Consider the following 24590-nt stretch of genomic DNA (forward strand, 5'->3'; position numbering starts at 1 on the left):
TTTATATGAAATCAATGATGTTGATTGCAACTTTGCTCATCAGTTTTGCTGGCTTAGTTCAAGCTGGAGCTGGCCATGAATTAAAACCAATGCATGGCGGTGTCATAGTAGAGGCTAAGGACATTGATGTTGAATTAGTTACAAAGCCTGATAGCTTATCACTGTATTTGACGGACCACGGTAAACCTATACCCCCAGATGGTGGGACAGCAAAGCTGACAGTCTTAATTGGATCAGAGAAAAAGGATTTCGAGCTACTGCCTAATGAAGGGAAATTGGAAGTGAAAGGTAATTTCGCTATTCCCAAGGGTGCTAAGGCCATAGCAGTTATCAAAATAAAGGCGAAAGTGATTACAGCAAGATTTAATTTATAAGTTAAATCACCTCAATCTATCCTATAGATTGGGCTGTTGTTAAGTAATCGGATTGCTATCGTTGATTAGTGGAGCCATGTTCCGCCAAGGTCGGCTTTAGGTCGAACTCTGCCTGCCGCTATTAAGTAGGGTGTGGGCCTGCTTTGTGTTCAGTGAAAGCCCATCACAGCCCTGATGCTGTAGTGTCGGTTTAACCGACAGTAAATAATTCAGGTCGCCCAAAAGTAACTCTGAAATTAAGCTAACAAGTGTCCGGTTTCGAGACGCTTGTAATGAATAATTTATCACTCTTATTTTCTACCGTTATCGCTGATGATGAGCCCATCAAACTGCTTGATGGTGCCGTCACCCTCTACAAAAGACCTAGTAGTCACCAATGGCAATGCCGTTTTAAGCTGTCTACTGGCGCTTGGCATTCCGCTAGCACTGGATCAGATCAAGTGGCCGAAGCCACAACCCAAGCCATTGCTATCTATGAAACAGTCAAGGTCAAGCTGGCTAGTGATCTAGCCATTAAGACCAAGACTTTTCGGCAATTAGCCACGCAAGAGCTGGCTGCTGCTGCCCGAGTAGTCCAGGCCAATCCCAATAAACGTACCCATGTTGACTATATTCACATCTATACCAAGTACTTGATCCCATTCTTTGGTAACTACCAGATCAATGACATTACTCAAGAGCTAGTGGATGACTATGTAGCGTGGCGTATATCGAAGATGGGCAAGAATCCCAAGACCTATACTCAAAGACGTCATGCTGGGCTTTATAAGCGAGTAATTGAGCGAGCCAGAGATCAAGGGCTAATCCATCGAAATCGTACCATTCCATTATTAGAGGTAAACGCTGACAGGGCAGAAATTAGGCCAGCTTTTAATCAACAAGAAGTCAATTATTTACAGGAATACATGCGGGACTGGGAACGATTTGGCCGCAATCAACGCAGTAACCATATGCGTAGGCTTTGCCGAGTCTATGTGGAGTTCTTGTTAGGAACAGGCATTAGACAAGGAACGGAGAGTATGCCAATTCGCTGGAAAGCCCTGCAGTGGCATTGGATTGGTGAGCAGCGTTACCTAAGAATTTGGGTATCAGGCAAAACGGGCCCTAGATACCTAATAGCAAGACATTTTGTGATTGAGGCTTTAGAGCGTTTAATTGCTTGGCAGGCATTGCCTTATGACAATTTGGAGGCTGTGATTGAGGCCAAGCTAGATCGTAAGGTGTTTGTATTTCCCGAAGGAGATGCTCCTCATAGCCTAGATGATGTCTTTGAGCGGCTCATGGTTGAATCTAATTTATTAAAGGATGCGACAGGTAAGAATAGAACCCTGTATAGCCTACGCCATACTTATGCAACCTTTGCTCTAGCTGAAGGTATTGATATACATACCTTAGCTAGGCAAATGGGTACTAGCGTGGGGATGATTGAACGTCATTATTCAAAATTAACACCAATGATGAGTGCGGAAAGATTGGCAGGGGCAATCATGTAGTGTCGGTTTTACCCGACGCTACATATTACTTAACTGCATGCTTTAAGGGTAATTAAGTGAGTCTCATGCTTTTCTCTCACCTCTTGGTTAACACTCATCACGATATCTGAAAAAATGCTTCGAGCTGATCCTCTACCAGCCTGAACCACTTGATCTAATACATCGTCAGGCGGTGCTGGTAGACCTGCATTTTCATAAACACGACGCAAAATTGGTCGCCAATCATTAATTGGTGGAACATTCATATCAATCAAAATTGATCGATTCTGAATGCCTTTATCAATTTGATCTAAGTTATTGCTAGTCATGATGAATATGACGTCTTTACGATTCATGATTGATTTGAAGCCTGCTTGCGCTGCTGGGGTTAAGACATCAACCTCATCCATGATGATGTAATGTAGACCACTACTATTAAATGACATATAAGTGGTTCTATTTTGAATCGATTGAGTTAATTGAGCGCCGTTCTGACCTTGTGCGCAGGCAAAATAATCTGAATTAGGATCTTCTGTATCAACGATAGATCCAGCATTCATTGCTGCACAAGCAGGATTGACTTTGGCCGTTTCAATTAAGCCTGGTAATAAGTTGGCCAGAGTAGTTTTACCAGTTCCGTATAAACCATATAGAACAATCCCACAAATACCGTTAGCTGGAATAGGCAGACTTAAATCAAGTATGGATTCAAGCTTAAATCGACTATTAGGTTGTAAAGCAAAATCATCTAAACATCTGGGTGCTTGTATGACAATAGAGGGTGGTCTAGGGTTATGCATCGCAATCTCCTTAAAATAATGAAATGATTGCTGGATTTATCTTGGAAGGTAAATGCCAGCAATCATATGTAGAACAACAAGCTCAAGCAGCTTTTAATTTAGATTGGGCGGCTAAACGCTCATCTTCAATTGCTTTAGCCTCATCAGCTAGTTTCTGTGCTTTTTCTTTTTCAGCGCCGACACTGGAGCAAGCTGCTAACGCTGATTTAACTGCTGTTCCACTTTGGATGACTCTGCGGATTGCAAAACTGCCATCATCTTCTCGTGTTGCCAGCAATACAACACCTTCCTCTAGTTGCTCATTTGAGAATGAGGCATTAAGAGAATCACTTTGTACCTTCGCTAGTATTTCGCCATCGAGTACGGTACGTCCTAATTCCACCTTCTGAGCAATCGATTTGCCTTTACTAGTAGCAGAGCGTCTAACTTCCTCAACGCCACCTTTTTCACGGAAATATTTTGGTAGATCAAGTACGCTCACTCTCTCAGCCATTGCTGCCTTCATAGCTGTGCTATAGGCATTAACCCTACGACGATCAACACCAAATACACATTTCACGATCTTAGTGATTAGTGGCGAGCTGTCGCTGAACTTGTATTCATGGGTCTTGATGTAGTTCGCTAGACCTTTTTTAAGGCTTTTGGCAATATTGTCTGAGCCTTGCATCGTGTTGTTTAGGGCGTAGCAATGCTGCAAGATTCCATATAGGACATCATTGGCACTAGAAAGCTCAGTAGATTCCCAGTTTTTACGATATTCGACCAGTCGATCTATCGAATCACCGATGGCTTTTTCTGGATTGCTACCTGTTAATAAATTGCCAATTCCCACTGCAAAAGGGTTGGCATTCGTTTTTTCAGCGTTAGGGGCGCTAACGCCTGATTCGACTACAGTAGTTTCACTCATGGATTTTCTCCTGAAATTGTTAAAAATGTGATGGTGAATTCCATTCACAATCTGATTTCACTTCAGCATCCCTGTAGTGAATACATACAAAATTTAGAATTAAAAAAAGTAGGTAAATTTAGGCTGGAGATATCCGCATGGGCGGAAAACTTTGTGCGGAGCAGCAAGACTGTCATCAGGAGATGGCGAGGCTTTTCTTTAACTTTTTACGTATAAGTCCTAGCTATACCGCCGCTAGCAAGTATGTGAGACCAAAACGATTAACTAAGAAAATGAGTCTTGATAATCGTAAGATCTTAGATTGTTACTCCAAGTACGGTTGTGTCTTAGATTGTCTATTTACGACTTGGTTTGAAGGTCATAAGAAGCAGCTGATGGATTCGTCTCCTCCAGTAATTGAAATTATTAAAGGCAAAGACAGGTTTTTTGTTTGTGATGACGACGTATTGCTAAAGCTTTGTAGCGATCAAGACCCCCCATCAATATCCCAACTGGTTAATGCTTTATCGCAAATTTGGCCAAATACTCAAATCAAGCAAATTCATAGTCAAGTACTTAAAGGCGCTAAATTAAAGAATATGTGGAAAGATTTGCTCCTAATCTATACCATGGCTTCAAATCCCGATACTGAGCTCTGGAGGGCTGGGGCAATGGCAATGCTAGTAGATCGCTTTATCGGGAGGTTAGACCCATTGGCAGCAAGGCACAAAAGTGGGGATGATCACATGCGGCGCCATATGACCTTAATGGTCATGAGGCACAAGGAAAGCGCTTTAAATATCTCAGAGCAGGCTGCACTTGGTATATTCCCACAACAAGAATTAGGTAAAAGCTTTCAAACCCGCTTTAATTTTGAAGATGAAAATTTTGCTAGCCGATTATTTTCATTAGGTAATCACGAGTTTGACTGCGCAAAAGATCGAGTATCGCAATTGACTAGGCATGCCTGTTAGAGTCGGTTTTACCCGACTGCCATTTAAATTAGCTCGACAGCATTCCTCTTTTGCTCATCATTGACATCGATATATCTCTGAGTCACTGCAATCGATCTATGACCTGCAAGGCTGGCTAAGATTCGAACACCAATCCCTTTATTAGCGAGGGTAGTAATAAAGAATTTTCTTCCTGAATGGCTGCTGCCACCGCTAATGCCAACATTCTTATAAAGCTGATAGAACCACACACATAAGCCATTAGCACTAAATCCCAAACGATGATCTGTATGAAAGAGGGGAATATCAGCTTCTTTTATGTATCTTGTTGTTAAGTAGTTGGCCAATTCAGCCTGTAAACGCTGTGAGACAAATACAGTCCTAGGGTGCTTACCCTTGGTTTGTGCGGCCGATAGGCGGATTTCATTTTTAATAGTGCCATCGAGATTTAATACATCGCCCATTTTCAAGCTGGCAATTTCGGCAACGCGAAGTCCACCAAGAAAGCTTGTAAGTATTAACGCTCTATCGCGCAAGGCATATTTTTTGGTGCTGACGTAATTAAGAACTAGATCTAGTTCTGTTTGAGATAGTGTTTTTGCTTGTGCCATTTAATTCTCCTTAGATAAATAAAAAGTGTGTATTTAGTATGTTTTCTAAGTCTTAAAAGGTCGACCGAAATTTGTTTATTTGGCCATCAAAAAATATCTTCCAAGAATCAATGACTTACAAGGCAGGTTAAGAAAAGTACAATTTTCTTAACCTGTTCTTTATGCAGTATTTATAAAAAATCGCTTCTTTTCGTGGGATTTAGACAACAGCTAAACGGACTTAAACCAGCGATCCTCGAGTAACACCTCAAATTCGCGCTATACGCTGTTTTTAGTAATTCCAGCTACTCAGTAATGCGAAGCTGTTAGATCTTTGCGTATAGGGCTTTTTTGAGGTGAATTTTGTATAAATTTAAAGCGTCAATTAGTTTAAATCCACATTGGTTGCTATAAACACTGGCTTATTAACGCCAGTACTTTTGCAAAGATGTACATCTAGCGTCCAGGAATCCTTGGTGTTGTTTGCTTGATCTTCAATCTCTAAATGCAGCTCCTTGGTTTCTGGGGAGTAGATGCTAAATCCACCAACAACCAGTTTTGTTTTGGTCAGTGGATCGTAGTGCTGGATCCAGGACATTAGAACGCCCGGTTGTTCTGCAATACCAGCATCGCTGAGTTTTCGAACAGTTGCCATCTGCTCATCTGTTTTGGCAGTATTTTCCCAATTGCTATATTCAAAGTAATCCACTAGGTATTTTTGATTTGGACTGCCTAGCTCTACTGAGCCATTAAACATCGCTCTTCTAAACAAGCCTTTACCGAAGGTGGTATTAAATTTCTCGTTCATAAATCCTCTAACTACAATTTCTCTCATATCGTTCTCCTTTTTTCAAATTGATTGAGTTCTCGTTGCGAGCTGTTGCTTTCGTAGCTTGGTTGCTAGAGGAGTAGATCCAAAAAGATGTTGCTTTGAGTTCAGTTGCAGATCTCAAAGAGATAGTCACTAAGTCGTGTTGCTAGTCAGAGCTACTCATTTGCCACTCGAGTAACTAGTAACTCACTACCAGTAACTTCTTTATCTATTTGCGACCGCACTTTGAAACACAGCAACTCGCAAAAGTATTTAGCTCTTGTTAAGAAAACCCATTAATTTCTGGCTCAAAATTAGTCAAAATAAAAAAGAGGTTGTCCAATCCAATATTCCGAAAATAAATTGAAATGGCTCTTTCATTTACAGGAGGGAATATGAGCGCATTGACCGCATTAAAACTAGTGGCTCTCAAGAAGCCGGTTCATCAACCAGCGATTGTGATTCGGAGGAACAAGCTTTCGAGCCGATTATGGGAGCAGATCCAGTTGGCTAAAGGGCAGATGTCAGGAACGCCTTTTGTACTAATGAAGTTTCGTAGCATTAAAGATAAAGAGACAGGAGTTCGTAAGCATGTAGAAGTGCCAAAGAGGATTAAGCCCTGGTGGTTTCAAACAGAGGAGGGCAAAGTCTGCGTATCCATTAGATATGGAGCTTGCACAATTGAATTGGCCAAAGGAAAGCCCAGTATTCAAGTAGATAGTGCTGAGGACTTAATTAAGGCACTAGAAACAGTTAAGGTTGCTGTGGAAGCAGGGGATTTAGATACCCAGATTGAAAATGCTAGCGGTTCATTAAAAGCAGGATTTCATAAGTAAGTTGGAAGAGGGTGTCGCGCTAAACGTGGCACCCATCGCTGAGCAATCCAACTTTACTTTAATAAGGAAAACTATGCGAGCCGTTGTTATAAAACCCCACTCAATTGTCTTTAATAAAGTCGAACGCTTAATCCATGTAAATGGAATGAGTTTCGAAGAGGAATTCATTGCAAAAGTCATCAGTGAGCATTTGGCTAAACAGAAAAATGGCAAGCTGCCCACAATCACAGATGCCTTTGAGATTTATATGCACGAAGCTAAATCTTCTCATCGCTCCACTTTTGTTAAACACGCAAACTATCACTTTCGCAGTTTTAAGGAATTCTTTGGCGATTTAACTCTAGATGAGCTCAAGCATTGGCACATTACTGAATACAGGGATTACCAATTAAATAGAGGATTAAGCCCTGTAAGTATTCGTAAACATAACAACACCCTTAATGCCATGCTAAATGTAGCTTTTAAACATTTGAATATAGATAGGCTAAGCCCATTTAGAGCATTAAAAATTAGAGGTGAGGGCGAAACAAAACGTTCAATGCCAATCATCACCACTCTGTTGATAAACCAAGTAAAAGAGCATTTATTAAAAAGCCCTTCGCCACACAAATTGATAGCATTAATCCAGCTTAATACTGGATTTAGATTATCTGAGCCGTTATTTGCTAGGTTGGAAGACTGTGTTCTAGATCACGACATTCCGCACTTGTGGATTAGGCGGAATGCTTTAAGTGATAGAAAGACCAAGTCCAGCATTAGGGCTGTGCCACTTTGTGGCGTTTCGCTTGATGCCGCTAAAGAGCTATACAAGATTGCTAAGAAGCGAAATAGCGATTGGTTTGTACCGCATTATGCAAGGGATAACGGTAATTCAAGTTGCTCTCAAATCATTAAGAAAACCTTAAAAGAGTTTGACTTCAAAAGCCATATGTTTAGGCATGCAATCATTGATAGGCTAAAGGCTTGTAATGACATACCTACACGTCTAGCGGAGAGTATTACAGGGCATAGTAGTGGCGGCAGCGAATTTAATATGTATGGGACTGTAGGTTACACACTAGAGCAAAAGCGAGATGTGATTTTGAAGGTATTGATTTAAGTATTGAAAGTGCCCTGTTTAACGCGGTACTATTTCTTATCCGCTAAATACTTGTATGAACAAGTATCAAGCTGGTGTGCGTGTAAAAGGTCAATTGGTTAAAACAGTCGTATTTGCTGATAACCCTATACACGCACGTTTAATTTTGCAGTATCAATTTGGCATGGATTCAATAGTGAGCTATCCCTCAGCCATTACTGAAGTAGCCACAATCAAGCCTTTAACTCCAGATCAGCAACGTATTAAGTCAATGCAGGCTCGGGTCAAACAGGATCAAGCAACCGTGAAGGCTGAACGAGCTAGGCAGAAGATCCGGGCTGGACAGGCACAACTGGCTAAGATTTAATTAAACATCTCTCCGTGATACCGAGTATGTTCAATTGATATTTCATGGTCTGGCTGCTAAGCGTCATTTAAAAGGACGCTTGGAATGTCGGTTTAACCGACTCCGCATCTGCGAATGCCAAGCCATGTCCACCCAATTCCACCCAACCCCAACATTCTCGGTGCGTATGCCACACCTGATCTAGCAAGGCTTAAGTCATTGTTTCTGCTATTGATTTATATCATTTTTAAAGCTTCTAAGGCGTAGGTCGCACGTTCGAATCGTGCTGGGCAGACCAAATTCATATTTCTTTGTATAAACCTAGGCTGTTCTATTGCGCTCAATTGACTTAATCATGAATCAAGCTTGATTGGCATATGAGCCCCAGTCCTTAATTGGAAATATTGCGCAAAACCTCGATGCGCTCACTTAATGGTGGGTGACTCATAAACAAGCGCTTTAAGCCTGTCGCCATACCGCCAGAGATGCCAAAAGCCTCCAATTGCTCTGGTAGATGCGTTTGATTGGCTGATTTTTGCAGGCGCTCAAGGGCACTAATCATTTTATGCTTGCCTTCAAGGTAAGCGGCTCCAGCATCTGCACGGTACTCGCGATGACGACTAAACCACATCACAATTGCAGTAGCTAGAATACCCAGTACCAATTGCGCAATGATTGTAGTGACCCAATAGGCTGGCCCATGCCCTCGCTCTGTCTTGAAAACTAGCCGATCAATAATGTGTCCTACAACCCTCGATAAGAAGAATACGAAGGTATTAACAACCCCTTGGATAAGCGCTAGGGTCACCATGTCACCATTGGCAACGTGACTTACCTCATGGGCTAGTACTGCTTCCGCCTCATCACGAGTCATACCTTGTAATAGGCCAGTGCTTACCGCTACCAAGGAATTATTGCGGAGCATGCCAGTGGCAAATGCATTGATCAAAAGCGCGACAAACCTCGTCTCTTTAGGGCGGGGAAGGATAGCGTATCGGCGCAGCCGATTTTTAGTGTTGGGGTTTCATTAATGACTGTATATAATCACAGTATATGCAACGCCTTTCAGCCTATCGCTTCGAGTTAAAACTCAATGGTGCGCAACAGCGCCAGTGCGCTCAGTTTGCAGGCGTTAAACGCTATATCTACAACAAAGCATTGGCCCTGCAACAGACCAATTACGCACAAGGCAACAAGTACATCAGTTATGCCAGCATCGCAAAACACCTTAGTCCTTGGCGTAATGATCCTTTGGCACCATGGCTAAAAGAGGCTCCATTTCATACCCAGCAACAAGCACTCAAAGACCTCGATCGTGCTTACAGCAATTTCTTTAAAGGTTTGAGCGATTTTCCCAAACCCAAGAGAAAAGGGCTTCATGAATCCTTTCGCTTTCCCGATCCCAAACAGATTCAATTCGATCAGACCAACTCGCGCATTAAGTTGCCTAAGCTGGGTTGGATGCGCTACCGCAATAGCCGTGAAGTATCAGGTGAGCTGCGCAATGTCACTATTAGCCAGTCTGGCGGCAAATGGTTTATGTCCATTCAGACGCAAATGGAAGTCGATCAACCCATACCAGAAGGAGTTGACGCGGTTGGCATCGATGTAGGTATTGCGAACTTTGCGGCCCTATCTAACGGTATTTTTATTGCGCCACTCGCCAGTTTTAAAAAACACGAGCAGCGCCTGGCCAAGTATCAACGGCGCATGAGTCATAAGGTCAAATTTAGCTATAACTGGAAAAAGGAAAAAGCCAAAGTTAATCAGATTCATAGCGATATTGCCAATGCTCGTAAAGACTTTCTGCACAAAACCACTACAACGATTTGCAAAAACCACGCTCTCGTTTGTATTGAAGATTTGCAGATTAGCAATATGTCTACGTCGAGCAAAGGCACTATCGAAAACCCTGGCAAGAATGTCAAAGCCAAGTCGGGATTAAACAAAGCTATTTTGGATCAAGGTTGGGGGGAGTTTAGACGCCAGCTAGAGTACAAGATGGCCTGGAATGGCGGCATGGTGATTGCAGTGCCACCGCAATACACCAGCCAAGCTTGCCCTAATCTTCAGTGTGGCCACATTGCCAAAGAGAATCGCAAGACCCAATCTCGCTTTAAGTGTGTATCTTGTGGTTATGAGAATCATGCTGATACGGTTGGTTCAATCAATATTTTAGAGCGCGGATTGCGCTTGTTAGCTTGTGGAGATCCGATGCCGTTAGATCGGTCTGTGAAGCAAGAACCCACCGAGACGACTTTCGATGCCCTTGCAGCGTAAGCGTGGTAGGAATCCTCTTCCCTTCAGGGAGGGGAGGATGTCAAATCAGGGGAGTCATAAATGGCAACTTCTGGCATACCGATACCAGCAGCCTGTGCTTGGCGTGCTACCGTACTAACTAACCACTGCTCTTGTTCATTTTGGGGTTGCGTAATGACATAAGCGCCAGTTGAGTGCTTAGCCATTGATTTTGACATTGCTAAAGAGATGAATGAACCCGTGATTCCAACGACGGCCGATAACATTAATAATGAACTGAGATCAAGGTCGACGCCCTGTGCATCTAATATTTTCCCCAAGCCAAAAATATTAATAATGATTGTGATCACCAACATAATGGCGATATTGGCCAATAAGAAAAGAAAAATACGTTTCATAAGAGCTAGCTCCTTGCCAGAATAAGAGTAACGCTATCAGGAAAATCTGATTTTTGCTTGAATTTTATTGATTACATAATGCTAAGCGATCAGCTGACCTAATTTTTAGCGCCATTCCAAAAGAGGGTATTTTGGATAATCAAGATCGGATAGTTAAAATAACCAACGTATCATCAGCGCTGGGTCGTAGGTTCGAATCGTGCTGGGCAGACCAAATCTTTATATTGATCTTCTTTGAAATATTTGGATAATCTAGGTCTATGAAACCTTCTCTTGCCATGAATGCCCATCGCGTCGATATGATATTAATCGATTAGCAAATGTTGCGATGTTGCAAACCCGTTTGTTGGCAAATAGCCCACGAGAAATTTCCTTAAAAGACGCCATTCATATTTATAGAGAGGCGTTGTAATTAGGAAATTCCTATTGATTTTTATGTAATTTATTATTAGAAAAAAATTAAAGACATGAATTATCCAAATACGCAATTATTGATCAATGGTAAGTGGCGAGATAGCGGTGATGGACAATCTATCCCGATAGTTAATCCTAGCACTGGGTTGGAAATTGGACGCGTTTCTTGTGCTACCAAAAGTGATCTTGATGAGGCTCTTTCTGCAGCCCAAATTGGATTTGATATTTGGAGAAAAATTCCCGCTATTGAGCGGTCCAGATTAATGGAGTTAGCCTCTAAGAATCTTAGAGAGAGGCTAGAGGATATTGCAATGCTGATCACATTGGAGCAAGGCAAGCCGTTGGCTGAGGCTAGAGGCGAAGTGATGATGGCCATTGAGGTAATTGATTGGTTTGCTGGTGAGGCTAGAAGAGTATATGGAAGAGTTATTCCAGCCAGAAATCTCTGTATTGATCAGCGGGCTTTAAAATTTCCGGTTGGACCGGTCGCTGCATTCACTCCTTGGAATTTCCCTGTAAATCAGATCGCCCGAAAGCTGGCGGCAGCATTAAGTTGTGGCTGTTCAATCATTATTAAGGCGCCTGAAGAAACGCCCGCCTCTCCAGCCGCATTAATTCAAGCATTTATTGATGCAGGCATTCCAAATGGAGTGGTAGGTTTAGTGTACGGAAACCCTGCTGAAATATCTGAATATTTAATTGCCCATCCAATTATTAGAAAAATTACATTTACAGGCTCGACTCCAGTAGGCAAGCAATTAGCATCTCTTGCTGGAAAGTATATGAAGCGATGCACGATGGAGTTGGGAGGACACGCCCCAGTAATTGTTGCCGATGATGCAGATATTAAGCTTGCTGTTAAAAGTGCGGGGGCAGCTAAATTTAGAAATGCTGGTCAAGTTTGCATTTCCCCGACAAGGTTTCTAGTTCATGATTCGAGGAAGGATGAGTTTATTAAAGAGACATTATCTTATATTGAGAATTTGCGAGTTGGTAATGGCCTTGATGATCAGGTAAACATGGGGCCTTTAGCAAATGGCCGACGTTTAAATGCGATGGCTGAGCTCACAAGCGACGCATTAAAAAAGGGGGCTAACATCATTACTGGTGGGAAAAAAATAGGGGATATTGGGAATTTTTTTCAGCCAACACTTTTGGATAATGTTTCATTAGACGCTAAGCTTTTTAATGAAGAACCCTTTGGCCCAATTTTAGGAATTAAGACTTTTAAACATATTGATGAGGCTATTAATGAGGCAAACCGTTTGGATTTTGGTTTGGCGGGATATGCATTTACAAGTTCAATAAAGAATTCACATAAACTGTCTCAAGAGTTGGAGGTTGGAATGTTGTGGATTAACCAACAAGCAACTGCATGGCCAGAGATGCCATTTGGAGGCATTAAAGATTCTGGCTATGGTTCGGAGGGTGGTTACGAGGCAATGGAAGCATATTTAAATACAAAATCTGTCTCCATTTTCGCTGGTTGATTTTGACAACGATGTTTAGGTTTGATGTTTCCTGTAATGTTTGATTGAGGCTATTTGGTGCGCAAACAAAGTAATACCGAAGCTCCTTTAATAGATGACATCCGGTTATTAGGAAAAATTCTAGGCGATATCGTTCGCGAGCAAGAGGGCGAGTCTGTCTATATATTGGTAGAGCAGGTCAGAAAATTATCCGTGGCCTTTCATCGTGATGCAAATCAGAAGGCCAATCACGAACTGAGCAAACTTCTTAAAGGGCTTACTAGCGAAATCGCTGTAAAAGTTCTTCGTGCTTTTACTTACTTTAGTCATTTGGCGAATTTAGCCGAGGATAGACATCACATTCGCCGCCGCGTAGCTTATGAGCGCATTGGCAGTTATCAAGATGGCAGCATTCCTATGGCCATGAAAAAGCTTCATGCTGCTGGCGTGACAAGCAAGATGATCTCTAAGACATTGGAAGAAAGCTTGATCTCGCCAGTGCTCACTGCGCATCCAACCGAAGTGCAAAGAACGAGTATTTTGGAGGCCGAACGCGATATTGCTAATTTATTAACTGCACGCGATCAGATTAAAGAATCATCTAGAGCAAATAATCCCCAAAAGGACGCCTTGCTCAATAAAGAGCTTAAGGCAAATGAAGAGCAAATTCGCGCTCGTGTCTTGCAGCTCTGGCATACCCGTCTATTGCGATTCACAAAGCTCACGGTTGCTGATGAGATTGAGAATTCTCTGACGTATTACGAGACCACTTTCTTAAGAGAGATTCCGAAGATCTATGCTCAACTGGAGGATTCGCTGTCTGGAAATGCCGTAGCCAGCTTTCTAAAGATGGGTCAATGGATTGGCGGTGATCGAGATGGCAACCCCAATGTCAGCGCTAAGACGCTTGGGTATGCAGTTTCTAGGCAGGCTGAAATGGTGTTGCGCCATTATTTAACTGAAGCGCACTACTTGGGTAGAGACTTATCCGTCTCTGCATTGCTTTTGAAGTTTCCTAAAAAGATGCAAGAGCTTGCAGCGAGTTCACCCGATGTCAATGAGCATCGTCAGGATGAACCCTATCGAAGGGCGCTCACTGGCATGTATTCAAGACTTGCGGCTACTTTGAAGCAGCTCACTGGGTCAGATGCTGCTCGCCATGCTGTGGCGCCTCAAAACCCCTACATCAGTGCACAAGAATTTCTATCAGACCTCAAAACAATTGAAGCCTCACTCATTTCTCAAGGTGCAAAGGCGTTAGCAGATCGACGCTTACATGGACTGATAAGAGCAGTTGAGGTATTTGGTTTTCATTTGGCTACTGTGGATTTGCGTCAAAGTTCAGATATGCATGAGGCTGTGCTCTCTGAATTGCTGGCTACCGCATCCATTGAAAAAGATTACCCCAGCCTTTCTGAGGAGCAAAAACGTGAGCTCCTGCTATCCCTATTAAAGGATCCAAGGCCACTTCGGGTAATTGGTCATCAATACTCTGATTTTTCCCTCTCTGAAATTGCTATTTTTGAGATGGCTAAGAGAATGCGAGAGCTCTATGGCAATGACACTATTCGTCATTACATCATCAGCCATACTGAAACCGTCAGTGACTTGTTAGAAGTTCTGCTGTTTCAAAAAGAAGTGGGTTTAATGCATGAAACTTTAGGCAAGAAGTCCTCAGCCGACTTGATAGTCGTTCCATTATTCGAGACGATTGACGATTTACGCAATGCGGCGCCAATCATGGAAGATTTTTATGCATTGCCGGGCATTCTTGATTTGGTAAAGCGATCCGGTGCTGAGCAAGACATTATGTTGGGCTACTCCGACTCTAACAAGGATGGCGGTATTGTTACTAGCAATTGGGAGTTATATTGCGCGGAGCTTGCCTTGGTTCGGGTGTTTGAGCCTTTGGAGCAAAAGCATGGGGTGAAACTCCGGTTATTCCATGGTAGGGGTGGCACAGTAGGTCGTGGGGGTGGCCCAAGTTACGAGGCAATCCTGGCGCAGCCTCCTGGCACAGTACGCGGACAAATTCGTTTAACCGAGCAGGGCGAAGTAATTGGGTCAAAGTATGCCAACCCTGAGATTGGCAGACGCAATCTAGAGACCCTAGTAGCCGCCACACTAGAAGCCACTTTATTAAAGCCAACCAAGCAGGCCAGTAAGGCGTTCTTAGAGGCTGCAGCAAAAATCTCACAAGCAAGCATGAATGCTTACCGAGGCCTTGTATATGAGACGCCAGGATTTGCGGAGTATTTCTTTGATGCGACACCTATTCGAGAGATTGCTAAGCTTAATATTGGCTCGCGTCCAGCTAGTCGTAAAGCCAGTCATAAAATCGAAGACTTAAGGGCGATTCCGTGGGGATTTAGCTGGGGGCAGTGCCGTTTAACACTTCCTGGTTGGTTTGGCTTTGGTTCTGCCGTAGAGGAGTTCTTAAATCACCCTAAGGCTGTAGATAAAAAAGCGGCACTCGCTCTTTTACAAAAGATGTATAAGGATTGGCCATTCTTTACGACCTTGCTATCTAATATGGATATGGCCCTAGCCAAGAGTGATTTAGCATTAGCCTCTCGTTATAGCGAGTTAGTCCCTGATGTGAAATTGCGCAAGAAAATCTTCAATGCCATTGAAGCTGAGTGGAATAAAACGGTAGATGCACTCAACCTAGTTACCGGCGAAAAGGTGCGTTTAGCCAAGAATCCTGCTCTTGCTAGATCTATTCGGAACCGTTTTCCCTACATTGATCCGCTTCATCATCTTCAGGTAGAGCTGGTAAGGCGCTACCGTGCTGGCAAGCATGATGAGCGGGTGCAGCGAGGCATTCATATTGCGATCAATGGAATTGCGGCCGGACTCAGAAATACTGGGTAAATTATCCAGGGCTATTTGCAAAAGACTAATTGAGTTTGAGGTATATCGGTGCTGGGCGGGCCGATTTTCCAGCATCTTTATCGTGACTCTTGGTTGAATGATCTTGTTGCAATATATACTTTCAATTAATACATGGGTGTGGATTCACAATAGGAGAAATTAGTGAAAATCAAAAAAATGAGTAGGGGCTCTCTAGTATTAGCCACACTATTGTTAGGTGCACTAAATGCCTATGCGGCTAGTCAAACACTGGACAAAATCAAGTCAAGTGGCGCAGTGACCATGGGTGTACGCGAATCATCCATTCCAATGTCATACACTACAGGTGATAGCCGTTTTGATGGATACCATGTTGAGGTTTGCCGAATGATTTTGGCGGACATCAAAGACAAGTTAGGCCTGAATACTTTGCGCATTAACTATCAACCGGTTACCTCGCAAAATCGCGTCCCCTTAGTCCAAAACGGCACAGTAGATATTGAGTGCGGTACAACAACGAACAATACTGCACGCGGTAAGGATGTTGGCTTTGCTAATACCCTCTATGTTGAAGAAGTCCGCATTGCAGTTAGGTCCAACTCAGGGATTAACTCCATCTCTCAATTGGCTGGCAAGAGGATCGCCACTACTACTGGTACTACATCAGTGCAGTTATTGCGCAAACATGAAAAGGCCAATGGCGTGAATTTTGATGAGGTATTTGGTAAGGATCATGCTGATAGCTTCTTATTGCTTGAGTCGGGACGTGCAGATGCATTCGTCATGGATGGATCAATTTTGGCCGGCAATATCGCCAACTCCAAGAATCCTAAAGACTACAAAATTGTGGGTGAGGTCTTGGCAACAGAGCCTATTGCCATTATGGTTCCAAAAAATGATCCTGAATTTAAGGCGGCTGTAAATACAGCAATTGCGAAGATTGTGGCAAACGGCAAAATGCCTGCGCTTTGGGATAAGTGGTTCTTGAAGCCTATCCCACCAAAAAATATCGTTGTAGGCCTTGAACTATCTCCAGCGACTAAAAATGCTTGGGCGAATCTGAACGATAAGCCTGCTGAAGATTACGTAAAAAGGTAAGTTGAATTAATTCATTAAAGCCTAATAAATAATATGTCTTTAGATTTAGGTGTTTTCTGTAAGAACACCTTAGACGGGGAGGTGGTAGAGCACTGCTTCTCCGCTCTGCTTGGTCTTGCTCACAACAGCGATCCAAGTTATCTAGATTGGTTGATGAAGGCTTGGGGCTGGACTCTGGCCGTAGCAGGTCTAGGCTTAAGCATTGCCTTGATTTTGGGCATAGTGATGGGTACCTTGCGCACTTTACCCAATACTAGCGCTCTTAATCGATTCTTCATTCGGTTATCGACTACATGGGTAGAGTTATTTAGAAACATCCCCATCTTGGTCCAAGTATTCCTTTGGTATCACGTCATTCCCGCATTTATATTGCCTCTAAAGTCACTGCCATCTTATTGGTTGGTGAGTATTGCCTTGGGATTCTTTACCTCGGCGCGTATTGCAGAACAGGTCAGGGCAGGTATTCAGGCACTGCCTAGTGGGCAAGCCGCAGCTGCAACTGCCTTAGGGCTCACTACCGCTCAAAGTTATCGTTATGTGATCTTGCCAATGGCATTGCGGATTGTCATTCCACCCCTGACCTCAGAGACCATGAACCTAATTAAGAATTCATCTGTAGCGTTTGCAGTTTCTGTGCCAGAGCTGACCTTATTTGCGATGCAAGCGCAAGAAGAAACGTCTAAAGGTGTAGAAATTTATCTAGCGGTCACCCTGTTATATGCACTTTCAGCATTTGCTGTAAATCGTGTCATGGCACAAATTGAAAAACGCACTCGTGTCCCTGGTTTTATTGCATCAAATGATGTGAGCTTGGCTCACTAAGTGTTGATGGGACCGATGCTATGTTGAGCTTAGACCTTAGTTTTTATAATTGGGAATTATTTACTAACTACATTTTGAAGGGCTTGTTATTTAGCGCTCAGTTGACCATCTTGGCCACTGTGGGTGGCATTCTATTTGGGACACTCCTAGCGCTAATGAGATTGTCTGGTCGACCTTTATTAGTTTATCCAGCAACCTTCTATGTAAACACCATGCGATCCATTCCGTTGGTGATGGTCATTCTTTGGTTCTTTCTGCTGATTCCAATACTGATCGGCACGCCGATTGGTGCGGATCTCTCAGCCACCATTACTTTCATTGCCTTTGAGGCAGCATTCTTTTCTGAAATTGTACGCGCCGGTATTCAGTCTGTACCCAAAGGCCAGACTTATGCAGGCGAGGCCTTGGGGATGACTTATGGCCAGAACATGAGGCTCGTAGTTTTGCCGCAGGCCTTCAGAAATATGATCCCAGTATTTATGACCCAGACGATCGTCTTGTTCCAAGACACCTCTTTGGTCTATGCCATCGGCGCCTATGATTTGTTAAAAGGATTTGAGATTGCCGGCAAAAACTATGGTCGTCCAATTGAAACCTATATCTTGGCTGCAGCCACGTACTTTGTCATTTGCTTCTCGCTTTCTAAAGTGGTGCGCAACATTCAAGCTCGTATCGCCATCATCCGTTAACTCATTACCTAGATCATCATGATTGAACTTCAAAATGTCTCAAAATGGTATGGATCATTTCAGGTCTTAACTGATTGCTCTACATCGATTCAAAAAGGTGAAGTTGTTGTGATTTGTGGCCCATCGGGTTCCGGTAAATCCACGCTCATTAAAACAATTAATGCCCTTGAGCCATTTCAGGCCGGCAAGATTACGGTCAATGGTATTTCGCTACACGATCCAAAAACCAATTTGCCCAAGTTGAGATCCCATGTTGGAATGGTGTTCCAGCACTTTGAGCTTTTCCCCCACCTCAGCGTTACTGAGAACCTCACGCTTGCTCAAATGAAAGTATTGGGTAGATCTGCTCAAGAGGCTAATGCCCATGGCCTGAAGTATCTAGAGCGCGTTGGATTAATGGCGCAAAAAGACAAATTCCCAGGTCAGTTATCAGGAGGGCAGCAACAACGGGTTGCGATTGCCCGTGCCTTAAGTATGGATCCGATCGTGATGTTATTTGATGAACCAACTTCAGCGCTGGACCCTGAGATGGTTGGTGAAGTTTTGGATGTCATGGTGAAGTTGGCCAACGAAGGCATGACGATGTGTTGCGTTACTCACGAAATGGGGTTTGCGCGTAAGGTAAGCCACCGTGTGATCTTCATGGATCAAGGACGAATTATTGAAGATTGCACTAAGGATGAGTTCTTTAGCAATCCCGAGGATCGATCCCCGAGAGCTAAAGAATTTCTCTCAAAAATTTTAGATCACTGAATTAAATTCCCATTTCGGTGAAAACTTCTTTCGCACATCTAAAGCTATCAATAGCAGCAGGTACACCACAGTAAATGGCAGCCTGCAAAAATACTTCCTGAATATCTTCTTTACTCAGACCATTATTAATGGCGCCTCTAACGTGAAGCTTGAGCTCATGCGGCCGATTTAAAGCGGTAATCATGGATAGATTGATGATGCTTCTGGTTCTGCGGTCGAGGCCAGGACGGTTCCAAATTTCATTCCAGCAATACTCGGTGACCAATTCCTGCATGGGCATGTTGAATGCATCCGCATTTTTGATGGAGTTATCTACATACTCAGCGCCCAATACTTCACGGCGAGTTTTTAAACCTTTTTCAAATGCTTCTTTATTCATTGCCATCTCCTGAATTAATGTAATAGGGTATTGATGGCGTTATATTGCCACTTTTAAAGCCTTCATGTTTAGCCTAGAATGAAATCCATGAATATCAGTACATCTCTCCGCATCACCCCTTTATTGATTTCCCTTTGCATGTTGGCCGCTTGCACGGCAGATAAATTGGAGGCGAGACTTCAAGCTGATCCCCAATGTAAGGCAGTGTTGAACTCTAAAACTGGCGCTTTAATGCCTTGCCCTGGCACGGATAAAGAGTTCTATAGATCGGCTGGTTTAATGGCTCCCGCACCCGTAGCGCAGGTCAATGTGGTTGAGGGGGTGGTGGCTAGCACTCAAACTGTTGGCTCCTCGGCTCAAAAGGCCCCAGGAAAACCATTGCCAGCCCCTAAGTCGGTTTTTGTACCAGTCGAATGCAAGCCTCAATTGCATCAAAAGTCCGGAAGCCTGATGCCTTGCCCAGCTCCGTAATCGCTCTTACCCAATGATTTACCCTATTTGTAATTATTGGCGGTTATGATCACTTTCATATAGGCATTTAATCTTCATCTCTCATGGGAACAAAAATGAAAAAATTAGGCACTTTAGCCCTCTCAATTGCTGTTGTAGCGATATTGGCCGCATGTAGCAATACAGCTAAGTTGGCTAGCGAGCCTATGCCTAAATCTGGATTCTTACCAAACTATTCACTATTACAACCAGTAGCCACTAGCCAGTCGGATGTGCGCATCTGGAAATATCGCATCGCTGGCGTTAGCCCTAGTGCATACACCGCCGTAATTCTTGACCCAATTTACTTAAATCAAAATGCCACTCAACAAATTACGAGTGATTCCATTAATCAAGCAAAAGTTGCCCTGCAAGCCTCAATGTTGGAGGCGGTACAAGGTCGCGGAAATATCAAGATCGTCACGCAGCCTGGTCCAGGTGTAGCGCGTATTTCTATCGGTATTACAGGCGCTGAAAGTTCTAATGACTATTTGAAGCCATGGAACTTCACACCAATTGGATTGGCTGCGAATGCAGCAGCCTTTGCGGGCGGCGTGAACTCCAAAACACCCGCAATGGTGGTGGAAAGCAAAATTGTTGATAGCCAATCAAAAGTCTTGTTGGGCGAAGGCTTGGTAACTATTCAAGGGGAGTCCTTTAGGACTGGTAGCGGATCAGTAGAGTCATTTGTTGCTATGGCCAAGAAAGTTGTTCTTGCGGCAATGGAAACTTCTGCTAGGTAAGAGCGAGCAAATGTATTTGTCCCTGAAAAACTTATCTGCTCTTGCTGCATTGGTTATATGCTTTACGCCAATGCTGTCTTTCGCTGACGATACATCACGCAACAAAGAAATCCAAGAGCGATTTACTAAATGCGATGCCAATCACGATGGCAAGCTAACTCTGAATGAAGCTAAGGGTTGCATGCCTCGGATCTATGACAATTTCAGCAGGATTGATGCACAGAGCAGGGGCTTTGTCACTATTGCTGAAATTCAGGCAATGGCAGACCGTTAATCTATTTAGAGAGCTTCGGTAACTTTTTAGAATTCGCAGGCCAGCTCAGCACAATCTGCGGGTCGATTTTTAAGAGCTTCTTATTTTTGTCTGGGTAATCAACCCGAGACAATAAATCTGCAATCATGTTGAGGTGTGCAAGCTTCTTATCGTTTGCAATAATTACTGTCCAAGGCGCCTGTGTTGAGTTGGTGTGCTTGAGCATTTTGTCGCGGGCAACCGAGTACTCATTCCACATCTTCTGAGCTTTTTGATCAATCGGGCTAATTTTCCACTGCTTTAATGGATCCTTCGCGCGATCCTTCAGTCGAGCAGCTTGCTCATCCTTGGAGATATCTAGGTAGTATTTGATTAATTGAATATCAGATCCGACTAGCAGGGATTCGAATTCATTGACGGTAGCCATGAACTGTTTGTATTGCTCGTCAGTACAAAAGCCCATAACCTTCTCTACACCAGCGCGGTTGTACCAACTTCGGTTGAATAATACAAATTCACCAGCGGTAGGTAGTTCGGCAACATATCTTTGGAAGTACCATTCGCCTTCCTCGCGTAAGGAGGGTTTATTTAGAGCAACGATTCTGCTATCTCTAGGGCTTAAATGCTCTGTAATACTTTTGATAGAGCCATCTTTACCTGCGGTATCTCTGCCTTCTAGGATGACTAAGAGGCGCTTACCTTTTTGAATCGTGTGACGCTGGAGTTTGACTAATTCAATTTGAAGAAGTCTTAAGTCTGCCTCGTAAGTATTTTCAGAAACAATCGATTTACTCACGGGCAGTCCTTATAGAACGCTCAATATTTATTAAGCGGGTGTTACTGGAGTTGCTACTTTTTTAGCTGGAGTTTTTTTGGCAACAGCTTTCTTCGCAGGAGCTTTCTTAGCTACTACTTTTTTAGCTGGAGTTTTTTTAGCAGGAGCTTTCTTAGCTACTACTTTTTTAGCTGGAGCTTTTTTAGCAGGAGCTTTCTTAGCTGCTACTTTTTTAACTGGAGTGTTTTTCTCCATCTTGTCCAAAGCCTTGGCAAGTTTGTCGATTAATTTTTCTCTTTCGGCTTCCAACTTATCCAATTTTTTCAATAATTGTTTTACTAATTTCTTCTGACTCATGATGTATTCCTTTAAAGAAAGTGCTATTGGTTGAAACTTTAAAAAATGGGCTAATGCCAACCCCCAATCGTACGTTTTATTACGATTACTTTCAAGCGATTGTGACACTTATGGTCACTTTTAATTTGATGCTACATTGACTCATTATGTTCAAGATTTTATTTTCTCTTCCTCGAACCGTATGGCTTATTGGCCTAATTAGCTTTGTGAATGATGCGGCTAGCGAAATGCTTTACCCATTGATGCCTTTATATCTTGCAACTGTTCTCATGGCGGGACCTAAGGCCCTGGGATTAATCGAGGGTATTGCAGAGGCAACCTCCAGCATCTTTAAGTTGGTTTCTGGCGTGATTGTTGATCGCACTAAAAAAACCAAGCCTTGGATTGTGATTGGCTATTTCTTAGCTGGTATTGGTAGGCCGCTTATCGCAATTGCTAATTCTTGGACATGGGTACTGTGCATTCGCTTTACGGATCGACTTGGTAAAGGCTTAAGAACTTCACCGCGCGATGCATTATTGGCGGATAGCATTCCCTCAAATCAACGAGGGCTGACATTTGGGTTGCACCGATCGATGGATAATGCTGGCGCTGTATTTGGTCCGCTGATAGCGGCCCTCTTACTCTCCATGGATATACCTTTGCGTGATATTTTTTTATGGGCGGTAGTTCCAGGAATTATTACTGTCGCACTGGCTTTATGTCTAAAGGAGGTGCCTAGAGAACAGCAGGTTGTACAGCCATTCTCTTGGTCGCTTGAGGGTCTGTCACCTCAATTCAAGCGTTATATTTTGGCTGCTGGAATCTTTGCTCTAGCCAATTCATCAGATATGTTTTTATTGTTAAGGGCCCGAGAGCTTGGCGTTCCGCAAGAGCAGATTCCATTGTTATGGGCTGCTATCTCTTTGATCACCACCTTATTTGGAACGCCACTATCAGCGCTTTCAGATAGATTTAGCCGCAAGAATTTCATTCTGATCGCGTGGTGTGCTTTTGCCTTTTTTTATATCGCAATGAGTTTTTCGGGCATCACGATTTGGATGCTCTGCGCTTTATTTGGAATTTACGGTTTATTTAAAGCGGCTACTGAGGGGGTGGAGAAGGCGCTGGTAGCTGACTTGGCCCCAAAGGGAATGACGGGTACAGCTTTCGGATGGTTCAATCTGATTTCTGGTTTTATGCTGTTGCCGGCATCACTCATTTTTGGATGGCTTTATGAATCCTTTAGCCCCCAATATGCCTTTTTGTTCTCTGGCTCATGCGCCATGCTGGCATTTCTATTGCTCGCTGTTTGGGTCTTTGGGGCCCAAGAAACACAAAACCCCAAATAAATACCGCATCTGGGGTTGTTGGTTGGGATTAAGGCTACTTATTCCGGATGGAAGTTGTTACTAGCCATGAAGCTAATTGTGCGCTCAAAACCCAGGATTCGGATGTAACGCCAGGCGATATCGCGGTATTTGCTATCTAAATAGCCAATTGCGACCTCAGGCGTCCTTTTGGACAAGTCGATCTGTTCAATTGCACGGGCCCAACGTTTAAGTCTTGTTGACATATTTGCCACCTCCATGAGCATACAACGCATGGAAAAGTGACTGAGATGACAGGAATCAGCAATATTTTTTAAAGAAATTAGCTAAATCTGACCAAACTCATCAATTTTTACCTTTAATCCCGTATTTCGGCGGCAGCACGCTCTTTTTTAGCAGCCTTAGCGCGTGCTTTGATGGGTTTTAGGAAGATTAGCAGGCAAACAAAGGCCAATGTGCCCAAGGCAGTTTCTAGGGCAGCCAGCCAAAAATTAGCCCCGGTTTCGAGGATGCGAACTAAACCCTCAGTGATGTAAAGCAAGATCAACATAGATGCCCACTGCATGGTGTAAACCTTGCCTTTCCAGAGTCCCGGAATAGCAAATAGCAGGGGAATGCCTTTGAGGATGAGCCAGGATCCGCCCGGCCTTAGCGGGGAGATAAACCATTCCCAGGAAACGCATAGGATGAATAAGTCTACGAAGGCTGCTGTTGCAATCAGCTGGTATGGGTTTTTATTGAGCCAGTCTTTGAACATGAATTGCCCTTAAATAAGTTTGAGTGCTGTGAGCGCGAGGCGCTTACCTTGCGCAATGGCGAGGCGTTGCTCTTCAGCACTAATCGGCGCCCGACCATCGGCGTGGGCGAGGTGAGTTAAGCCATAAGGGCTGCCACCAGTAGAGGTACTCATCAAATCAGGCTCGCTGTACGGAATGCCCATGATCATCATGCCGTGGTGGAGCAGGGGAATCATCATCGTGAGTAGAGTGCTTTCTTGACCGCCATGAAGGCTGCCGGTACTAGTAAAGACGCACGCTGGTTTACTAATAAGTGCACCATTGATCCACTCAGAGGAGCTGCCATCCCAAAAGTATTTCATGGGGGCTGCCATATTGCCAAAGCGAGTTGGTGAGCCTAGGGCAAGGCCAATACATTCTTGTAAGTCTGCATATTCCACATAGGGTGCACCATCCGCTGGTACCGCCGCTTCAGTAGTTTCACAGACTGTCGAGATTGCTGGCACGGTGCGTAGTCTGGCATTGGCCCCTGGAATGCTTTCAATCCCTTCGGCGATCAAGCGGGCTAAGTCTCGGGTTGCACCATAACGGGAGTAGTACAAAACTAAAATATCGGATTGGCTCATATTCTTCTCTTATGATATGG

Annotated in this window: 29 protein-coding genes; 17 read left to right on the plus strand and 12 right to left on the minus strand. The window is 43.5% G+C overall.

The annotated features are described in order from the left end of the window. The first annotated feature begins 5 nt into the window (after positions 1-5). A complete protein-coding gene (locus CBI30_RS04905) occupies positions 6-374 on the plus strand; it encodes a hypothetical protein (protein WP_088527199.1) in 369 nt (122 codons plus the stop codon). 272 nt (positions 375-646) lie between these two features. Continuing rightward, a complete protein-coding gene (locus CBI30_RS04910; RefSeq protein ID WP_088527200.1) occupies positions 647-1867 on the plus strand; it encodes a tyrosine-type recombinase/integrase in 1221 nt (406 codons plus the stop codon). Positions 1868-1896: 29 nt separating this feature from the next. Here CBI30_RS04910 and CBI30_RS04915 read toward each other — a convergent pair whose 3' ends face one another. Together CBI30_RS04915 and CBI30_RS04920 are read right to left on the minus strand one after the other, a co-directional pair. Next, complete coding sequence (locus CBI30_RS04915; RefSeq protein ID WP_088527201.1) at positions 1897-2646, minus strand: AAA family ATPase; 750 nt, start codon at positions 2644-2646, stop codon at positions 1897-1899. Between the two features lie 82 nt (positions 2647-2728). Then, a complete protein-coding gene (locus tag CBI30_RS04920; protein WP_088527202.1) occupies positions 2729-3553 on the minus strand; it encodes a hypothetical protein in 825 nt (274 codons plus the stop codon). A gap of 272 nt (positions 3554-3825) precedes the next feature. Here CBI30_RS04920 and CBI30_RS04925 point away from each other — a divergent pair, with 272 nt between their 5' ends. Beyond that, entirely contained in the window at positions 3826-4506 is a 681-nt protein-coding gene (locus tag CBI30_RS04925) for a hypothetical protein (RefSeq protein WP_088527203.1), read from the plus strand. 23 nt (positions 4507-4529) lie between these two features. Here CBI30_RS04925 and CBI30_RS04930 read toward each other — a convergent pair whose 3' ends face one another. Continuing rightward, a complete protein-coding gene (locus CBI30_RS04930) occupies positions 4530-5096 on the minus strand; it encodes a tyrosine-type recombinase/integrase (RefSeq protein ID WP_088527204.1) in 567 nt (188 codons plus the stop codon). Positions 5097-5460: 364 nt separating this feature from the next. Then, a complete protein-coding gene (locus CBI30_RS11280) occupies positions 5461-5910 on the minus strand; it encodes a hypothetical protein (protein ID WP_240553504.1) in 450 nt (149 codons plus the stop codon). A 371-nt stretch (positions 5911-6281) separates the two neighbouring features. Between CBI30_RS11280 and CBI30_RS04940 the strand changes: the two genes are divergently transcribed. From CBI30_RS04940 to CBI30_RS11215, 3 genes are all read left to right on the plus strand, one after another. Further along, a complete protein-coding gene (locus tag CBI30_RS04940; RefSeq protein WP_088527205.1) occupies positions 6282-6722 on the plus strand; it encodes a DUF6641 family protein in 441 nt (146 codons plus the stop codon). A 73-nt stretch (positions 6723-6795) separates the two neighbouring features. After that, positions 6796-7821, plus strand: a complete 1026-nt coding sequence (locus CBI30_RS04945; RefSeq protein ID WP_143744362.1) for a tyrosine-type recombinase/integrase — start codon at positions 6796-6798, stop codon at positions 7819-7821. A gap of 55 nt (positions 7822-7876) precedes the next feature. Continuing rightward, positions 7877-8167 (plus strand): hypothetical protein, encoded by a 291-nt coding sequence (locus CBI30_RS11215; protein WP_206075567.1) that lies wholly within the window; start codon positions 7877-7879, stop codon positions 8165-8167. 370 nt (positions 8168-8537) lie between these two features. Here CBI30_RS11215 and htpX read toward each other — a convergent pair whose 3' ends face one another. After that, positions 8538-9149 (minus strand): protease HtpX, encoded by a 612-nt coding sequence (gene htpX, locus CBI30_RS04955; protein WP_088527207.1) that lies wholly within the window; start codon positions 9147-9149, stop codon positions 8538-8540. Positions 9150-9199: 50 nt separating this feature from the next. Here htpX and CBI30_RS04960 point away from each other — a divergent pair, with 50 nt between their 5' ends. Continuing rightward, positions 9200-10426, plus strand: coding sequence for an RNA-guided endonuclease InsQ/TnpB family protein (locus tag CBI30_RS04960; RefSeq protein WP_088527208.1), 1227 nt, complete (start codon positions 9200-9202; stop codon positions 10424-10426). A 23-nt stretch (positions 10427-10449) separates the two neighbouring features. On the opposite strand, the gene CBI30_RS04965 is transcribed toward CBI30_RS04960, so the two are convergent. Beyond that, entirely contained in the window at positions 10450-10803 is a 354-nt protein-coding gene (locus tag CBI30_RS04965) for a M48 family metallopeptidase (protein WP_088527209.1), read from the minus strand. 467 nt (positions 10804-11270) lie between these two features. On the opposite strand from CBI30_RS04965, the gene CBI30_RS04970 reads away from it, so the two are divergent. From CBI30_RS04970 to CBI30_RS04995, 6 genes are all read left to right on the plus strand, one after another. Continuing rightward, positions 11271-12707 carry an NAD-dependent succinate-semialdehyde dehydrogenase gene (locus tag CBI30_RS04970; RefSeq protein ID WP_088527210.1) on the plus strand — a complete coding sequence of 479 codons (1437 nt, stop codon included), beginning with the start codon at positions 11271-11273 and terminating at the stop codon, positions 12705-12707. A 57-nt stretch (positions 12708-12764) separates the two neighbouring features. Further along, the gene (gene ppc, locus CBI30_RS04975) at positions 12765-15560 is read left to right on the plus strand and encodes a phosphoenolpyruvate carboxylase (RefSeq protein ID WP_088527312.1); all 2796 of its coding nucleotides are present in this window, start codon (positions 12765-12767) and stop codon (positions 15558-15560) included. A 177-nt stretch (positions 15561-15737) separates the two neighbouring features. Next, entirely contained in the window at positions 15738-16637 is a 900-nt protein-coding gene (locus CBI30_RS04980; protein WP_088527313.1) for an amino acid ABC transporter substrate-binding protein, read from the plus strand. A 33-nt stretch (positions 16638-16670) separates the two neighbouring features. After that, positions 16671-17459, plus strand: a complete 789-nt coding sequence (locus tag CBI30_RS04985) for an amino acid ABC transporter permease (RefSeq protein ID WP_088527211.1) — start codon at positions 16671-16673, stop codon at positions 17457-17459. A 20-nt stretch (positions 17460-17479) separates the two neighbouring features. After that, complete coding sequence (locus tag CBI30_RS04990) at positions 17480-18148, plus strand: amino acid ABC transporter permease (protein WP_088527212.1); 669 nt, start codon at positions 17480-17482, stop codon at positions 18146-18148. 18 nt (positions 18149-18166) lie between these two features. Beyond that, on the plus strand, positions 18167-18901 hold the full coding sequence (locus CBI30_RS04995) for an amino acid ABC transporter ATP-binding protein (protein ID WP_088527213.1): 735 nt from the start codon (positions 18167-18169) through the stop codon (positions 18899-18901). 1 nt (position 18902) lies between these two features. Here CBI30_RS04995 and CBI30_RS05000 read toward each other — a convergent pair whose 3' ends face one another. Further along, entirely contained in the window at positions 18903-19280 is a 378-nt protein-coding gene (locus CBI30_RS05000; protein ID WP_088527214.1) for a carboxymuconolactone decarboxylase family protein, read from the minus strand. Between the two features lie 87 nt (positions 19281-19367). Here CBI30_RS05000 and CBI30_RS05005 point away from each other — a divergent pair, with 87 nt between their 5' ends. The 3 genes from CBI30_RS05005 (at position 19368) to CBI30_RS05015 (ending at position 20786) form a co-directional block, all read left to right on the plus strand. Next, entirely contained in the window at positions 19368-19751 is a 384-nt protein-coding gene (locus CBI30_RS05005) for a hypothetical protein (RefSeq protein ID WP_088527215.1), read from the plus strand. Between the two features lie 95 nt (positions 19752-19846). After that, entirely contained in the window at positions 19847-20512 is a 666-nt protein-coding gene (locus CBI30_RS05010; RefSeq protein WP_088527216.1) for a DUF3313 family protein, read from the plus strand. A 10-nt stretch (positions 20513-20522) separates the two neighbouring features. Next, on the plus strand, positions 20523-20786 hold the full coding sequence (locus tag CBI30_RS05015; protein ID WP_088527217.1) for an EF-hand domain-containing protein: 264 nt from the start codon (positions 20523-20525) through the stop codon (positions 20784-20786). A gap of 1 nt (position 20787) precedes the next feature. Here the strand turns inward: CBI30_RS05015 and ppk2 are convergent, their stop codons facing one another. Together ppk2 and CBI30_RS05025 are read right to left on the minus strand one after the other, a co-directional pair. Then, complete coding sequence (ppk2, locus tag CBI30_RS05020; RefSeq protein ID WP_088527218.1) at positions 20788-21561, minus strand: polyphosphate kinase 2; 774 nt, start codon at positions 21559-21561, stop codon at positions 20788-20790. Positions 21562-21591: 30 nt separating this feature from the next. Continuing rightward, entirely contained in the window at positions 21592-21897 is a 306-nt protein-coding gene (locus tag CBI30_RS05025; RefSeq protein ID WP_088527219.1) for a serine/threonine protein kinase, read from the minus strand. A gap of 146 nt (positions 21898-22043) precedes the next feature. Here CBI30_RS05025 and CBI30_RS05030 point away from each other — a divergent pair, with 146 nt between their 5' ends. Beyond that, a complete protein-coding gene (locus tag CBI30_RS05030; protein ID WP_088527220.1) occupies positions 22044-23228 on the plus strand; it encodes an MFS transporter in 1185 nt (394 codons plus the stop codon). Between the two features lie 38 nt (positions 23229-23266). On the opposite strand, the gene CBI30_RS05035 is transcribed toward CBI30_RS05030, so the two are convergent. The 3 genes from CBI30_RS05035 to wrbA all read right to left on the minus strand — a co-directional run bounded on the left by CBI30_RS05035 (position 23267) and on the right by wrbA (position 24570). After that, positions 23267-23452, minus strand: a complete 186-nt coding sequence (locus CBI30_RS05035; protein ID WP_143744363.1) for a hypothetical protein — start codon at positions 23450-23452, stop codon at positions 23267-23269. Between the two features lie 113 nt (positions 23453-23565). Further along, complete coding sequence (locus CBI30_RS05040; RefSeq protein WP_088527222.1) at positions 23566-23964, minus strand: DUF2069 domain-containing protein; 399 nt, start codon at positions 23962-23964, stop codon at positions 23566-23568. Between the two features lie 9 nt (positions 23965-23973). Then, positions 23974-24570, minus strand: a complete 597-nt coding sequence (gene wrbA, locus CBI30_RS05045) for an NAD(P)H:quinone oxidoreductase (RefSeq protein ID WP_088527223.1) — start codon at positions 24568-24570, stop codon at positions 23974-23976. Between the last annotated feature and the right edge of the window lie 20 nt (positions 24571-24590).

Source organism: Polynucleobacter aenigmaticus (assembly GCF_002206635.1).
GTDB classification, from domain to species: domain Bacteria; phylum Pseudomonadota; class Gammaproteobacteria; order Burkholderiales; family Burkholderiaceae; genus Polynucleobacter; species Polynucleobacter aenigmaticus.

What these genes read in the sequence shown, in the direction of transcription:
- CBI30_RS04940 (WP_088527205.1), top strand. Translation starts at nt 6,282, where the DNA reads ATGAGCGCATTGACCGCATTAAAACTAGTGGCTCTCAAGAAGCCGGTT.
- CBI30_RS04960 (WP_088527208.1), top strand. Translation starts at nt 9,200, where the DNA reads ATGCAACGCCTTTCAGCCTATCGCTTCGAGTTAAAACTCAATGGTGCG.
- CBI30_RS04945 (WP_143744362.1), top strand. Translation starts at nt 6,796, where the DNA reads ATGCGAGCCGTTGTTATAAAACCCCACTCAATTGTCTTTAATAAAGTC.
- CBI30_RS04905 (WP_088527199.1), top strand. Translation starts at nt 6, where the DNA reads ATGAAATCAATGATGTTGATTGCAACTTTGCTCATCAGTTTTGCTGGC.
- CBI30_RS04965 (WP_088527209.1), bottom strand. Translation starts at nt 10,803, where the DNA reads ATGAAACGTATTTTTCTTTTCTTATTGGCCAATATCGCCATTATGTTG.
- CBI30_RS04980 (WP_088527313.1), top strand. Translation starts at nt 15,738, where the DNA reads ATGAGTAGGGGCTCTCTAGTATTAGCCACACTATTGTTAGGTGCACTA.
- CBI30_RS05025 (WP_088527219.1), bottom strand. Translation starts at nt 21,897, where the DNA reads ATGAGTCAGAAGAAATTAGTAAAACAATTATTGAAAAAATTGGATAAG.
- CBI30_RS05000 (WP_088527214.1), bottom strand. Translation starts at nt 19,280, where the DNA reads ATGAATAAAGAAGCATTTGAAAAAGGTTTAAAAACTCGCCGTGAAGTA.
- CBI30_RS04990 (WP_088527212.1), top strand. Translation starts at nt 17,480, where the DNA reads ATGTTGAGCTTAGACCTTAGTTTTTATAATTGGGAATTATTTACTAAC.
- CBI30_RS11280 (WP_240553504.1), bottom strand. Translation starts at nt 5,910, where the DNA reads ATGAGAGAAATTGTAGTTAGAGGATTTATGAACGAGAAATTTAATACC.
- CBI30_RS04925 (WP_088527203.1), top strand. Translation starts at nt 3,826, where the DNA reads ATGAGTCTTGATAATCGTAAGATCTTAGATTGTTACTCCAAGTACGGT.
- CBI30_RS04930 (WP_088527204.1), bottom strand. Translation starts at nt 5,096, where the DNA reads ATGGCACAAGCAAAAACACTATCTCAAACAGAACTAGATCTAGTTCTT.
- CBI30_RS05035 (WP_143744363.1), bottom strand. Translation starts at nt 23,452, where the DNA reads ATGTCAACAAGACTTAAACGTTGGGCCCGTGCAATTGAACAGATCGAC.
- CBI30_RS04910 (WP_088527200.1), top strand. Translation starts at nt 647, where the DNA reads ATGAATAATTTATCACTCTTATTTTCTACCGTTATCGCTGATGATGAG.
- CBI30_RS04915 (WP_088527201.1), bottom strand. Translation starts at nt 2,646, where the DNA reads ATGCATAACCCTAGACCACCCTCTATTGTCATACAAGCACCCAGATGT.
- CBI30_RS05030 (WP_088527220.1), top strand. Translation starts at nt 22,044, where the DNA reads ATGTTCAAGATTTTATTTTCTCTTCCTCGAACCGTATGGCTTATTGGC.
- wrbA (WP_088527223.1), bottom strand. Translation starts at nt 24,570, where the DNA reads ATGAGCCAATCCGATATTTTAGTTTTGTACTACTCCCGTTATGGTGCA.
- CBI30_RS04920 (WP_088527202.1), bottom strand. Translation starts at nt 3,553, where the DNA reads ATGAGTGAAACTACTGTAGTCGAATCAGGCGTTAGCGCCCCTAACGCT.
- CBI30_RS11215 (WP_206075567.1), top strand. Translation starts at nt 7,877, where the DNA reads ATGAACAAGTATCAAGCTGGTGTGCGTGTAAAAGGTCAATTGGTTAAA.
- CBI30_RS05015 (WP_088527217.1), top strand. Translation starts at nt 20,523, where the DNA reads ATGTATTTGTCCCTGAAAAACTTATCTGCTCTTGCTGCATTGGTTATA.
- CBI30_RS05010 (WP_088527216.1), top strand. Translation starts at nt 19,847, where the DNA reads ATGAAAAAATTAGGCACTTTAGCCCTCTCAATTGCTGTTGTAGCGATA.
- CBI30_RS05040 (WP_088527222.1), bottom strand. Translation starts at nt 23,964, where the DNA reads ATGTTCAAAGACTGGCTCAATAAAAACCCATACCAGCTGATTGCAACA.
- CBI30_RS04985 (WP_088527211.1), top strand. Translation starts at nt 16,671, where the DNA reads ATGTCTTTAGATTTAGGTGTTTTCTGTAAGAACACCTTAGACGGGGAG.
- CBI30_RS04970 (WP_088527210.1), top strand. Translation starts at nt 11,271, where the DNA reads ATGAATTATCCAAATACGCAATTATTGATCAATGGTAAGTGGCGAGAT.
- CBI30_RS04995 (WP_088527213.1), top strand. Translation starts at nt 18,167, where the DNA reads ATGATTGAACTTCAAAATGTCTCAAAATGGTATGGATCATTTCAGGTC.
- CBI30_RS05005 (WP_088527215.1), top strand. Translation starts at nt 19,368, where the DNA reads ATGAATATCAGTACATCTCTCCGCATCACCCCTTTATTGATTTCCCTT.